The organism is Chitinophaga rupis, assembly GCF_900109685.1.
Classification (GTDB): Bacteria; Bacteroidota; Bacteroidia; order Chitinophagales; family Chitinophagaceae; genus Chitinophaga; species Chitinophaga rupis.
The window spans coordinates 409,236-421,899 of record NZ_FOBB01000005.1; the positions used below are offsets into that span (position 1 = coordinate 409,236).

The window sequence follows — 12,664 nt, forward strand, 5'->3', positions numbered from 1 at the left end:
TTACTTTAAAGTTAAATACTGTCAGGCGGTTTTGCAACTATTTCCTTTGTCACACTGTTTCCACGGGTATTCACAGTCCCGCCGGTATAAACTCAAAACATGAGTTAACAGAACAATTAAAAATATTTGCCTTAGTCAAATAATTTACTTGACAAAGTCAAATATTATCCCGAGATTAGCCTTCCAATTCAAGTGATCTATGTCAGCCATTATGGAAAAGGTTAAAACCATCCGGCAGTTCAACCGTTTTTACACCCGGCAGATCGGCCTGCTGGACCAGCACATCCTGGACAGCAATTTCTCTTTATCAGAAGTACGGGTATTATATGAAATAGGCAATACCGACAACTGTACGGCGGGCCATCTTACAGAAAGCCTGGTAATAGACGGCGGTTACCTGAGCCGCATTTTAAAGGCCTTTGAAAGAGATAAGATCATGAGCCGCCGTCAGTCCGCTACAGACGGCCGTACCTGGTATTTACAGCTCACCGCTAAAGGTAAAAAGCTGCTGCAAACCCTGGAGGCACGCTCTAACCAGCAGATAGCCGATGTGCTGCAGCCGCTTGCAGCAGATCAGCAACAAGCCGTAATAGAAAGCATGGAAACCATCCGGCAGGTTTTGTCTGAGCCGCAGCCCATCACCTTAAAAGATCTTGTTTTCCGGCATGAATTATTACCCGGCGATGTGGGATACCTTATTTATTTGCATGGTGAAATATATGCCAAAGAAACCGGCTACAACCTGGAGTTCGAAGGCTATGTATGCAAAACGTTTTACGACTTCCTGCAAAACTATCATCCTTCCAAAGACCGTGTATTCCTGGCTACTTATAAGAACCGCATTGTAGGCGCAGTGGCCATTTTAGGACATTCCAAAGAGCTGGGGCAGCTGCGCTGGCTGCTGGTGCATCCGGATATGCGGGGAATTGGTTTGGGTAAAAAACTGGTAGATGATGCCATGGCCTTTTGCCGTGAGCAGCAATATAAAAAGGTATACCTGCTCACTACTGATCAGCAAACCACCGCCGCCAAATTATACACGCAACACGGCTTCATTAAAACAGAAGAAGTACCGCAGGAGATGTGGGGCCACCGCTTAAGCGAAGTACGCTACGAATTAATAATGAAGAATGAATAATGAATAAGTAATTCTTTTTTTCCGGCTGTTTTTTATGCAAATCACCCTTCTTTTTTGGCGTGATCACCCCCACAATATCATGGATCATCTGCTGATATTTGTGATAGAAAAAACACTATCACTTTTAAAAACGATTTCCATGCGAAAATTAAAATTACAGGTACAAATGACCCTTGATGGGTTTGTAGCCGGTCCGGATGGCCAGCTGGACTGGATGTGGATATCCGGCAAACGGGATGAATCCCTTATTCAGTACGTAATTGATCTGGCCGACAGCTGCGATACCATTTTGCTGGGACGCAAGATGACCCGGGAATTCATCGATCACTGGGAAAATGTAGTTGACAACCAGCCTGACAGCCCGGATCAATCTTTGGCGCAACGGATGGTAAATATGCGCAAGATTGCTTTCAGCCGCACAGAAACAGCCATTACCGGCAGAAACTTGACAGTGGAAAACGGAGACCTGGCTACTGTAATACAGGCGATGAAGAAAGAACCGGGCAAGGATATTATGGTTTATGGCGGCGCCAATTTTGCAAGCTCGCTGATCAGCCTGAACCTTGTTGATGAATATTATATTTTCAGTAACCCGGTTGCAATCGGGGAAGGACTTTCAATTTTTAAGGAGAGGAAAATTCTGGAATTGAAGAGTTCAACCACTTACGGGAATGGAAAAGTGCTCAATAAATATGTGCCCGCCTCCCTTTAGGAGTTAATTATTAATTAAGCGGAGCGGCATACTTCTCCAATAAAACTATCTGCCCTAAATGATAAGCCGAATGCTCAATCACCCCATGAAAATAATAAGCGGCGGGCTGGTTGGTGCCGGGAAAGTTTTCATATAGCTGATCTTCCGGAAATGTGCGGATAGCGGCTGCCAGCTGTTCTACCGAATGTTGCAGGCGGTGCTGGGTGGCCTGCCAGTTCTCTTCCCCATGGTTTTCCGGCAGGTAAAAATCAGGCAGATCGCCATCCTGTTCGGGTTGTTCGTTCTGGATATAGCGGAGTACCCGCTGGTTCCAGTAAATAATGTGGTTTACCAGCTGCCAGATGTTATTGGACCCGTTAAAGTTCTGTACGGACTGCCGGGCATTTACCCGCTTCAGGTGTTCCGTATAAATAACATCTATCCAGGGAGTACCATTATACAGGTTTTCCAGCGATTGCGCCAGGAATTGCAGGTGCGACATGTTACATGCAGTTTATAGGTGACCGTCTTTTTAAATTTAAATTATTTCAGCTGATCCATCAAATATCATTCCCGCGCCTTTCCTTTTTTCATCATGTCTGTATTCTTCGTTACATTTAGCAAAATAAAACTGAGCTATGGATCAACAACAGTTGGAGATCAACCGGAATGAGGATGCCATGCGCATGGCCGTTAGCACATTAAAGCAGCGCCTGGCAGTGATTGAGCAGGGAGGTGGTAAAAAGAACCTGGAAAAAGTAAAGCAGAGAGGTAAGCTAACCCCGCGGGAGCGCATTGCTTACCTCACAGATAAAGACATGCCTTTTACAGAGATCGGCGCTTTTGCAGCATATGAAATGTACCCGGAACATGGAGGCTGCCCCGCCGCAGGTACCGTAGCCGGTATAGGTTATGTAAGCGGCCGCCAGTGTATGATCGTAGCCAATGATATGACGGTAAAAGCAGGGGCCTGGTTTCCGCTTACCGGTAAAAAGAACCTGCGCCTGCAGGAAATAGCTATGGAAAACCGCCTGCCCATTATTTATTTAGTGGATAGCGCCGGTGTATACCTGCCCATGCAGGATGAGATCTTTCCGGATAAAGAACATTTTGGCCGCATTTTTTACAACAACGCCCGTATGAGCGCCATGGGTATTACGCAGATAGCTGCTGTAATGGGCAGCTGCGTGGCAGGCGGCGCGTACCTGCCTATTATGAGCGATGAAGTGCTGATGGTAGAAGGCAACGGCTCCATTTTCCTGGCAGGCCCATACCTGGTAAAAGCCGCTATTGGCGAAACCGTTGATGCGGAAACGTTAGGCGGCGCAGTAACCCATACGGAGATCTCCGGCATTGCAGACTATAAGTTCAAAACAGACGAAGAATGCCTGGATCATATCCGCAAGATCATGAGTAAGCTGGGCCACCCTGCTAACGCAGGCTTTGATCGCATTACCCCCGTAGCCCCGGCCAGGGATATCAGCACCTTATACGGCGTGCTGCCCTTCGACAGCACCAAGCCATACGATATGCTGGACCTCATTGCCCACCTCACCGATAATTCTGAATTTGAACAATACAAACAGGATTACGGTAAAAGCATTTTATGCGGTTATGCCCGCATCGATGGATGGGCCGTAGGTATTGTTGCCAATCAGCGTAAGATCATTAAAAACAAACGTGGCGAAATGCAGATGGGTGGCGTGATCTATAATGACAGCGCCGACAAGGCCGCCCGTTTTATCATGAACTGTAACCAGAAGAAAATTCCTTTGGTGTTCCTGCAGGACGTAACCGGTTTTATGGTAGGCAGCCGCAGTGAGCATGCTGGTATTATTAAGGATGGCGCCAAGCTGGTGAATGCAGTAGCTAATTCCGTTGTACCTAAGATCACCATCATAATAGGCAACTCTTACGGCGCCGGTAACTATGCCATGTGCGGCAAGGCGTATGGCCCGCGTTTTATTTATGCATGGCCCAGCGCTAAAATAGCCGTAATGGGAGGGGAGCAGGCCGCCAAAACCCTGCTGCAGATCCAGGTGGCTTCCCTGAAAGCCAAGGGACAGGAAATAACGCCGGAAGAAGAGAACAAGCTGCTGTCCGCCATCATGGAAAAATATAACAGCCAAACCACGCCCTATTATGCCGCTGCCCGTTTATGGGTAGATGAGATCATTGATCCTGCAGATACCCGCCGCGTAATTTCGGAAGGCATCACGGCCGCGAATCAGGCGCCACTGGAGGATGCGTTTAAGTTAGGCGTGTTCCAGGTGTAATTAATAATGAATGATTAAGAATTAATAATCGTATTGAAGCATAACAAGTGATAGACGTAGCTTTTCAGCGGCATGCAGTGTGTACCTTGAAAGTTGCTGATTTTCACTGCTTCAATTTTATAATACTACCTGCCTCCGAAATTATTAATCATTAATTATTCATTATTAATTAATATTGCGCCTTATGTCGGAAATTACCATCTACACAGACGGCGCAGCCCGCGGCAATCCCGGAAAAGGCGGTTATGGCGCCATATTGATGTGGGGCACATTACGCAAGGAGCTTTCACAGGGATACATGCATACTACCAATAACCGGATGGAGCTGATGGGCGTTATTGTGGCCCTGGAAGCGATGAAAAAAGAGGGACAGGATATCACTATATATACAGATAGTCAATACCTGGTGAACAGCATAGAAAAAGGCTGGTTGTGGAACTGGGTAAAGACCGGTTTCAAGGATAAAAAGAACAAAGACCTGTGGATGCGCTTTATCCCGGCCTTTAAAAAACAGAAGGTAAAAATGGTATGGGTAAAAGGCCATGCCAGCAACCCTTATAATAACCGTTGTGATGAGCTGGCCACCTATGCCGCGGATAATGGTCCCTGGCTGATAGATGAAGGCTTTGAACAAAACGCATAAATAAGTTATTCTGAATAGAAAGGCCTGTACATGCTAACACGTACGGGCCTTTATTTATAAGATTATACGCTGCATTTTAGCGTTAAGCATTCAGCGTTCCGCATCATTACTCTGTAACGGTAATCTTCCCTCTATAATTCCCATTCACCATCTGCTCATTCCCAAACTGCAGACTATAATCAAACAGGTACTCATCGCCTTGCTTGTTCACGGTTAGCTTGCCGGACCTGATATCCAGGTTCACAGTGCCGATGCTTTTATCTATCTCGCCTCTTTTGATCTCCCCGCTGTACACGTACCCGGCTTCGGAGAAGTATTTCGTACGGTCAAAGCCGGTAGAATCTTCCGGGTAAAAAGTATAGGTACGGCCGGAGATAAGGGTGTCTATTTCAAAATAGATCAGGTCTACTTTCCCTGAAACAGAATCATTTAACGGAATGCTGGACAGCCACAGCTCGCCCATATCGGTCCTGTAATTCTGTAACAGCCCATAGGTGACGCTAAAGCTTTGACCATTAATGCTAAAGTAATTGGATGTGGGCATTTTACTATCCTTACCACATGCCATTAGCAGCATAGCTATGGCAGCTATGCCCGGGAGAAATTTTTTCATAGGTGCAGGTTTTCTGGTAGTTAAAATTTTAATAATATAAAGTAAGGGTTTTTTCCTTAAAAATTATAATTATATCCCAGTGTAGCGGTCAGGTTGCTGTTATTGCCTTTGGGCGTCCAGCGGGTTTGGTGTACCGCATTCATATTAAAGTTGTGCTTTTTCATGAACAGGTAAGCTGCGTTCATGCGCAGGTTCAGCACCTGTCCCTGTTGCTGTCCGTCGTTTGTGCTGGTATTATAGGAAGTGCTGAAACCGCCCGTTACCTTTTTATGAAACAGTTTGGCATTAAGGCCTAGGGTGGGGCCCAGCGTCAGGAAGTCGCTGCGGCCAATGGTATTATAGCTTGCGTTAAATGCGCTGGTAAAGCTGATCTGCTGCGGTATCAGCAGCAGCGTATAGGCGGTGCTGCTATTATAAAAGCGTGAGCCATTGCCTTTCCATAACACCCCGTTCTGAATATCGGCTGCATCTTGCACACTGAGGTTCATGTTAATGTTATGGCTTTTCGTTTTATTCGCCCGCAGACTGTAATTCAGGTTCAGGCCTGCGTTCTGGGAGATCTGTTTAAAGTTCAGGGTATCCATATCCACATAAGGGCCGGTTTGGTTAATATATTCAAACTGCGGCTTTATATGAGTATAGGTTTGAAAGTTTGAGTAGCTAAAGTTGGCGGTGAACTTTTCATTCGGCATATAGTTAGCGTTCAGGGAGCTTACCATGCGCGAAGTGGCGCCTGACTTAGTATGGTTCAGATCATCCCGCTGGTAGCCAACGCTGGCGGATATATTAGCCTTGTCTTTCAGGAACGGCTGGGAAAAGTTAACGGTAATATTTTCCAGGTCATTGTTCATATAATAAGCGCCCAGGGTCTGGTAACCTGGATCCACACGCTCGTAACCAATGCCGATGGTGCTTTTGTAGAACGAGTAGTTCATACCGGCCTTAATGGCTTTAAAGAAATAGGTACGGCGCTGGTCATACATAAAAATACTTCCCAGTATGTTACCGCCGGATGCTTTGGATACGCCGGCGTTATCGCGTTTATCCAGCTTCATAGCGCTGTTGGTATATTCCGCAGTGATCTCCAGTCCCTTCCGCGGGCGGATCATGGCTGTTAAGCTTACCGCCAGGTTGGCTTTAGGGAAAATGTGCAAGGTATCCGGCAGATACTGCATAGGGTCTACCTTATCCTCTGCACGTATAAAGCTGGCGCCCAGCGCATATTTCTCCTTCATAAGCCCCAGCTTGGCGCCGTAGCCCATACGCTTGTAGCTGGGCAGCACGCTGCGGTTGGTGCTGTCATAATCCACGGCGCGTAATAACCGGCCATACATTACACTTACGCTCCACTCGCTTTCCGGCATAACGTCAATGCCTACCCCGGTGAATTGGTGTCCGTTCAACGTATAGGGGGAGAACGACATAGATACATCGCCTATATGCGCGGTTACCCCTTTATAAGTGGGGTGCAGGCTTAAACGGTTAGGCATGTTGGGATAGGAATAACCTGCACCCGCATTGGTAAGATTAAAGGAAAAGGGCAGGTTAAGCTGTCCAAACAGGTTAGTATTCAGGTTACCGTTCAGGAACCAGGTAAAAGGCTGCCGGCTGTATCCGCCGCCGCTGTTCAATACTGTGCTGGCATTCAGGCCGCCGTTCACTTTAATGGGTTTGCCTTTACCAAACATATCACCAATGTGTTCCAGGTCAAAGCTCTGGGCAAATGTGCACATGGGTAACAACAATCCCATACAGAGGGATAGGATGCGGCCCTTATTCATACTTCTGTATTTTAATGTCCGCTAATATGTAGGCGGTGCTGCCTTCCAGTACGTAGTCCTTTATTTTAATGGCGCCTTTCCGCCCGTCTGCTGTTTGGAACAATACTATGCGGGGCAGCAGGTCGCTGTTGAATTGTATGGTGCCCGTAGCATTGGCCGGCACCTGCAGGGTTTGCAGGGGCGCGTCGTTCAGCATGTTGTCAAAATCTGCAACAGTAAATGGCGTAGTGCAGTTACACAGCTCTTGTTTGTTAATGAACCGGGTGGCCGTGGCGCCGGGTATGGCCGGGAAAGTATAGCTGCTGGCCGAATCCGGCGTAATGAATTTGTTAAAGGTGAAGCTCCGGTTCAGCCCAAAGAATACAATGTCAATCTCTTTACCTGCCGCAGAAAGATCATCCCCTTTCTTAAACACTTTCCGTAACCGCGTGGAGTAAAAGCAGCCAATATCCGTATGGGCGGTGCTGATGCCCAGCTGCACATCTGTAAGTGTACGCAGCTTAGTATTGGGTTTTACAGTAATGTTTTTGGTAACGGTTTGATTGTCTTTATTGTTGCCGTTGGTTAAAGTAATGGTATAGGTACCGGGATCTTTAAAATACACGGTAGTATTGGAGGAGGTATCGCTGGCCAGCACCCCGCCGCCGGACGACTGCCATTTTTGAACCAGGTAGCTGCTGCTGTTGCCTTTTAGTATAGCCGTTAGCGGTGCTTCCATGTCATCATCCTGGAAAGAGGGGCTTATCTCAAAAGCAGTATGCAGGGCTGGTTTTACAGTAATGGTTTTGCTGATGGAAAATTGCTGTCCGCCATTACCCACCTGCAGGGTAATATTATGCGGGCCGGGTGTGGTGAATGTAACCAGGGGAGGGGCTGCTGCATCCGCTGTGGCGGGCGTACCGTCTTCAAAGGTCCAGTGGTAGGTGCTGGCGCCTATTGTGCGGTTGGTGAATTTTACCTGCACCGGCGAAAAATCATTCACCTGTATCTCTGCATCAAAAGCTACCTGCACAGCGCTGTCCAGGTGTATATCAATGGTTTTGCTCTGGCGGGTATCATCATTCCAGGCTTCCAGCGTGATCTTATAATTACCAGCCTGTTTAAAGGTAACGCTGCCGGGATTCTCATAGTCAGAGGTGCCGGGCTCCCCGCCTTCAAAGGTCCATTTAAAACCGGTAGCGCCCACGCTGCGGTTAGAAAAGTTTACGGTGGCAGGCACGGTGTGCGAGCTGTCTGCCAGCACAAAAGTAAAGTCGGCGGTCAACGGCCGGTCCACTTCTTTATAGCAGGCGCTGAAAAGAAGGGCCAGGAGAAATAGGGTATAGGGTATAGTTCGGATCATAGGTGTAGGGTGTGTAAACGCTGTCTTAAGGGTCAATATTTGGACGTATCAAACCGTACATTCTGCCTATTGGCCTTCATCCATACTCTTGCCTTTTTAAGAGACGTTTCGTCTGTAATACCCCCGGCTTTATAAGAAATGGGAAAATTCGCTACATTCAAAGCCAATATGTTTAGGGCGCTAAAGGCAAATGGCTGGCCTGCAATCGTTGGCTTTAACGGCTCCTCTATTTCATTGGAATATAGTATCTTTTCAATGATTGGCAACACCGCCGGAATTTTCAAATAAAGAAGGTCTTCGTAATGGAGCCGCAGTAGGTCTCCAGTATTATCTATCCGCTTTAATGAATCAACTACACTTTTTGCTGCCGCTGCCTGTCCCATTCTTGCCAACGCAATAGTGGCTGTAAAAGCATCAGATGGTGTGCCGGATGAATGAGAAAGCTGCAATAAAATCGGAGTGTATTTTTCATCTCCTAAGAAGCCGGTAAGCTTTGCAAAACCAGTATTAAACCGGGGGCTGTTCATTATCTTTAGCAATTTTTCCCTGGCCGTTGCATCAAAATCTGGTTTTAAAAAAGAGCGTAAAAGATCCGATACATACAAGCACGCATAAGAGGTAGCAACAGAGTCCGTGCATGCTTCTAATAACTGGTTTACCATGTTCTGCCTCAGTGGCAGGCTTTTGGCGTGTATGCCGTAGTCATAATAAACTTCATATATCTTTTCCTGAACATCGGCTTGCGGCCATGTTCTGTAGGGAATAGTTTTTTCAATAAATGATTGCGGATATTGGGTTAACCCCAACTCTTGCACAATGCTGTAAGGCTTGTAGGTGCCATTTGTAATTTTTTCAACCAACTCTTGCAGCTGAGTACCCAAAGTATCCTTGCTCTGTGCACGGGCCCCCAAAGTAATAAGCAATAGCAACCAGATTATTAATTTTTTCATATAAAATATTTTATCGTACTATCTCATCCCATTGATATTTCCTGATAAGGTCACGCAGCCAGCCGCCGTCCCAGTCCATCAGGTTATTAATATCCTTCGGAGCCCAGGCACCGGCGCCACGTGGCGGATAGCAACCGGGAAATTGGCTATGTGGGTGCTGAAAACGGAAGGCGCCGTGCCCAATTTCATGACCTACCGTTTTGGCAGCATCTGTGGGAGCGGGGTGTCCTGGCATTTTCCCTATATGTATAAAGCCAAACCGCTGTCCCATTCCCATAAACCCATTAGAATGGTCATCCGGATTATCAACCAAAAATATATTATAAGATCCATCTTTTGTATCGCAGGTATCTATAATTGCCTGCATTTCAGCAGATGTCCATCTGGATACATCAATCATGGAATCTCTGTTAAAGTCGTAATTCATGGTTTTGGTATATGATGTAGCATCCACCTGCCATTCCACAACCCCCTGCGTATAAATTTTATCTAATGTTGTTTGAATAGTAGCCCGTGAAAGATCGTGACTTACAATATTGATATTATTGGCTTTGGTATCACAGGTACGGTTAGGGCCGGCCACAATCACGCTGTCTCCTTTTGAACGCCGGTATATTACCCGGTCATCTCCCCCCAATTTGGAGTCCAGGAATTTGTTGGCTCCCCATGCCACTACTGCAGAATCAGGATGCGTAGTATCGCCTACTGCTACTAACTGTATGTCATCATTACTTTCTATGAGCCGGATTACCTTTACCTTTTTTGTTATTTTTTTATAACTCTTGACCTTCATTTGCATGGTATCATTGGTAAAAGCGCCTACCCTTGGAATGAGGGCTGTTTCTTTGTTCACAACAGTACCTTTCAATGTTAAGGTTTGGGTGGCTGCAGTTGGTATGCGCGGCGTTACTGAGAAAGTGATAGAATCGGATAATATGAATTTTACCTTATTCTCTGCTCCCGCAGGTGTTACCTTAATCTGAACATAGTCGTTAGTACTGTTGCCGTTAATGGCCTTCCACATAAGACCCTTTTTCGGGGTAGTATTTTTATAGGATGGATAGCATTCCTCCTTAGTAGAGTCGTTTTCGTCAAACCCATACACTTGCGTGGCATCCTGAGAGAAGCTAATCTCAACTGTAACAATATTTACTGTGAGTGTGTCTGGTGCTTTCTTAGTTGAATCTGTTTTATAGGACACCGAGTCAATTACCCGTATTAAACTACCGGCAAGAGATAGAGAAGTTGTGCCAGGCGCATATTTTACGGTAGCGGAATCTACAATATGTTGCTGACCTGTCCAAACAGCCCCTTTTCTTACGGGCTTACCATTGGCTAAAAACGCCTTTATTTCATATTGCTGATTTGATTTAGGTAAATAAACCGTATCGCCGCTATTGAATCTGATTGTATTAAAGGTGAAATAATTTTTCTTTGCGGCTGCCGCAGCAGTTGTATTGGCACCTGTAGTGCTATTGTCTTGGTTTATCAGCTCCTTCAGCTTTTGTAGGGTTCCGGATGCCTTTGCTTTGGTATCGTTATCCGTGTTGGCCGGCGAAGTTTGCGCTTCCAGTTGTTGGATTAGTTCTTTGGCTGAAGTTGTATCCGATATTTTTCCCGCTGCAATAAGGTTTTCAACTTCTTCTTCCAGATCTTTTACGCCCTGCTGAACATTGTCTCCATATACCGGGTTACTTTGCTGATCTGTTATAAGCTTGCCCAGGCTATTGATGATGCCCAATAAGTTTGCCATTATATTATCCACATCCACGATCTGCGTGCCCAAAGAATCAAAGGTGCTCATGATCACCCCGCTCATCAGCTGCCGGTCTGTATTCACCCGGATATTGTCAAACTTCACCTTTAAGCGGTTGTAACCCAGGAAGGGTATGGTGATATAACCATAACCGGTAAACGAGCCTGCGCCGCGTACCTGTAATAAGCGCACAGGGAAATCACCGGCCATGATCTGGTCATCGGGCTGCAGCTCCTGCAGGGCCGTTTGGTTGGTCAGCTTAATATCCGGCAGCAGGCCGCAGTTCCTGTTAGCGGTTGTATCGCGGGAGGGTACGGTAAAGCCATGCACATCGCCCAGGGTTTTATTGCCCAGGGTACAATAGCCGCCTACGCGGTAATCATACTTGCGGCCGGGTACTGCATCGTAAATAGTTACTTCGCTGCTGGTGGTTTTTACGTTGAACCATTCCGCGTTATCCTTGCCCTGCTCCCGGTATTCTACCAGGTATTCAAACATTTTAGGCTGCGGCAGCCAGGTAATGGTTATGCGGCCATCCTGTACCGTGGCCACCGGCTGTTGCGGTGGTGCACAATCTTCCTGCAGGGTGAAATAAAAGATCTCCGTATAGCCGTTATTGGTAAATACATCAAATTCATCTATGCCCTGTTTGGCTTTAGCGCGTATGCGCCAGGCATAGCGTTTGCCGGGCAGCAAGGGCGGTTCCGCGGGACCGTATAGCAGCGTAGTGCTGGCCGTGGTGGTCTGGTACAGGGGAGGGGTGGTGCTAAAAGCTGCTTCCGGTAAAATGCCGGTATCCCAGATCTCAACCAGCGTAAATTCATATTCTGTCTGGAAAGCGGCATTGGGACTCCCCATATGGCGGGGCGTCCAGTTAAAAACAATGTTCAGCGGATCACGGAACGATACGGCTTCGCCCTTGCGGGGCAGGTTTAGCAGCGGCGGTTCGCTGGTGCTGATCCACACCGGCGGGGCGCAGCCCAGCTTATCATTGCTTACCAGCTGTCCGCTGTTCAATTCCACTACTTCTATACAAAAGTTATAAAAGCCATCCGGCAGCTTGCCGCTTTGCTGCAATTGCTGCCGCGGTACGCCGGAAACCTCCATGTTATCAATATTAAAATACGGCGCCAGGTCGTTCAGCGATAGCTGCACCGGTATGCCTGCTTCCAGCGATATGAGCGGGTAGGAGCCATAGTCGCGGTTGCGCAGCGCTACCGTGGTGCCTTTGATATTCAGCCGCAGCCGCACCTGCAGCACCGGCTTTTGCAGGTCGGTGTTCAGCAGGGTAACAATCATGCGCGCCTGCGTACCGCTATACAGGTTGCTGAGCTGTGCCGATACCGGCTGCAGCGTTTGCACCTGTACCCGAACAGGGTACTGCTGCGCTGCCAGCGGCTGGCACAGAACGAACAGTAGTAGTATGCTGACTGCTATTTGAATAAAACGTGTAGCTGTCACCGTATCTTGTTTA

Annotated in this window: 10 protein-coding genes; 4 read left to right on the forward strand and 6 right to left on the reverse strand. The window is 47.2% G+C overall.

Features of this window, described 5'->3' with window-relative positions; translation table 11 throughout:
- Positions 1-199: 199 nt before the first annotated feature.
- A complete protein-coding gene (locus BMZ54_RS21080) occupies positions 200-1,138 on the forward strand; it encodes a bifunctional helix-turn-helix transcriptional regulator/GNAT family N-acetyltransferase (protein ID WP_089916905.1) in 939 nt (312 codons plus the stop codon).
- Positions 1,139-1,277: 139 nt separating this feature from the next.
- Complete coding sequence (locus tag BMZ54_RS21085) at positions 1,278-1,850, forward strand: dihydrofolate reductase family protein (RefSeq protein ID WP_089916908.1); 573 nt, start codon at positions 1,278-1,280, stop codon at positions 1,848-1,850.
- 10 nt (positions 1,851-1,860) lie between these two features.
- Here BMZ54_RS21085 and BMZ54_RS21090 read toward each other — a convergent pair whose 3' ends face one another.
- Positions 1,861-2,331 (reverse strand): DinB family protein, encoded by a 471-nt coding sequence (locus BMZ54_RS21090; RefSeq protein WP_089916911.1) that lies wholly within the window; start codon positions 2,329-2,331, stop codon positions 1,861-1,863.
- Between the two features lie 136 nt (positions 2,332-2,467).
- Between BMZ54_RS21090 and BMZ54_RS21095 the strand changes: the two genes are divergently transcribed.
- Entirely contained in the window at positions 2,468-4,105 is a 1,638-nt protein-coding gene (locus tag BMZ54_RS21095) for an acyl-CoA carboxylase subunit beta (RefSeq protein WP_089916913.1), read from the forward strand.
- A gap of 184 nt (positions 4,106-4,289) precedes the next feature.
- Positions 4,290-4,748: a ribonuclease HI gene (rnhA, locus tag BMZ54_RS21100; RefSeq protein ID WP_089916916.1), complete on the forward strand. Its 459-nt coding sequence runs from the start codon at positions 4,290-4,292 to the stop codon at positions 4,746-4,748.
- A 106-nt stretch (positions 4,749-4,854) separates the two neighbouring features.
- On the opposite strand, the gene BMZ54_RS21105 is transcribed toward rnhA, so the two are convergent.
- Genes BMZ54_RS21105 through BMZ54_RS21125 form a run of 5 tightly spaced genes read right to left on the reverse strand, consistent with a single transcriptional unit; the run spans position 4,855 to position 12,651 of the window.
- Positions 4,855-5,361, reverse strand: coding sequence for a hypothetical protein (locus tag BMZ54_RS21105; RefSeq protein WP_089916922.1), 507 nt, complete (start codon positions 5,359-5,361; stop codon positions 4,855-4,857).
- A 56-nt stretch (positions 5,362-5,417) separates the two neighbouring features.
- On the reverse strand, positions 5,418-7,142 hold the full coding sequence (locus tag BMZ54_RS21110; protein WP_089916927.1) for a hypothetical protein: 1,725 nt from the start codon (positions 7,140-7,142) through the stop codon (positions 5,418-5,420).
- Positions 7,135-8,484, reverse strand: coding sequence for a PKD domain-containing protein (locus BMZ54_RS21115; RefSeq protein ID WP_089916932.1), 1,350 nt, complete (start codon positions 8,482-8,484; stop codon positions 7,135-7,137). Before BMZ54_RS21115 ends, BMZ54_RS21110 begins: the two co-directional genes overlap by 8 nt.
- A 32-nt stretch (positions 8,485-8,516) precedes the next feature.
- A complete protein-coding gene (locus BMZ54_RS21120) occupies positions 8,517-9,434 on the reverse strand; it encodes a hypothetical protein (protein ID WP_089916935.1) in 918 nt (305 codons plus the stop codon).
- A gap of 10 nt (positions 9,435-9,444) precedes the next feature.
- A complete protein-coding gene (locus tag BMZ54_RS21125; protein WP_089916939.1) occupies positions 9,445-12,651 on the reverse strand; it encodes a fibronectin type III domain-containing protein in 3,207 nt (1,068 codons plus the stop codon).
- Positions 12,652-12,664 lie beyond the last annotated feature (13 nt).

Coding starts and splice junctions, on each gene's coding strand:
- BMZ54_RS21105 (WP_089916922.1), bottom strand. CDS start 5,361: ATGAAAAAATTTCTCCCGGGCATAGCTGCCATAGCTATGCTGCTAATG.
- BMZ54_RS21110 (WP_089916927.1), bottom strand. CDS start 7,142: ATGAATAAGGGCCGCATCCTATCCCTCTGTATGGGATTGTTGTTACCC.
- BMZ54_RS21115 (WP_089916932.1), bottom strand. CDS start 8,484: ATGATCCGAACTATACCCTATACCCTATTTCTCCTGGCCCTTCTTTTC.
- BMZ54_RS21095 (WP_089916913.1), top strand. CDS start 2,468: ATGGATCAACAACAGTTGGAGATCAACCGGAATGAGGATGCCATGCGC.
- BMZ54_RS21120 (WP_089916935.1), bottom strand. CDS start 9,434: ATGAAAAAATTAATAATCTGGTTGCTATTGCTTATTACTTTGGGGGCC.
- rnhA (WP_089916916.1), top strand. CDS start 4,290: ATGTCGGAAATTACCATCTACACAGACGGCGCAGCCCGCGGCAATCCC.
- BMZ54_RS21085 (WP_089916908.1), top strand. CDS start 1,278: ATGCGAAAATTAAAATTACAGGTACAAATGACCCTTGATGGGTTTGTA.
- BMZ54_RS21080 (WP_089916905.1), top strand. CDS start 200: ATGTCAGCCATTATGGAAAAGGTTAAAACCATCCGGCAGTTCAACCGT.
- BMZ54_RS21090 (WP_089916911.1), bottom strand. CDS start 2,331: ATGTCGCACCTGCAATTCCTGGCGCAATCGCTGGAAAACCTGTATAAT.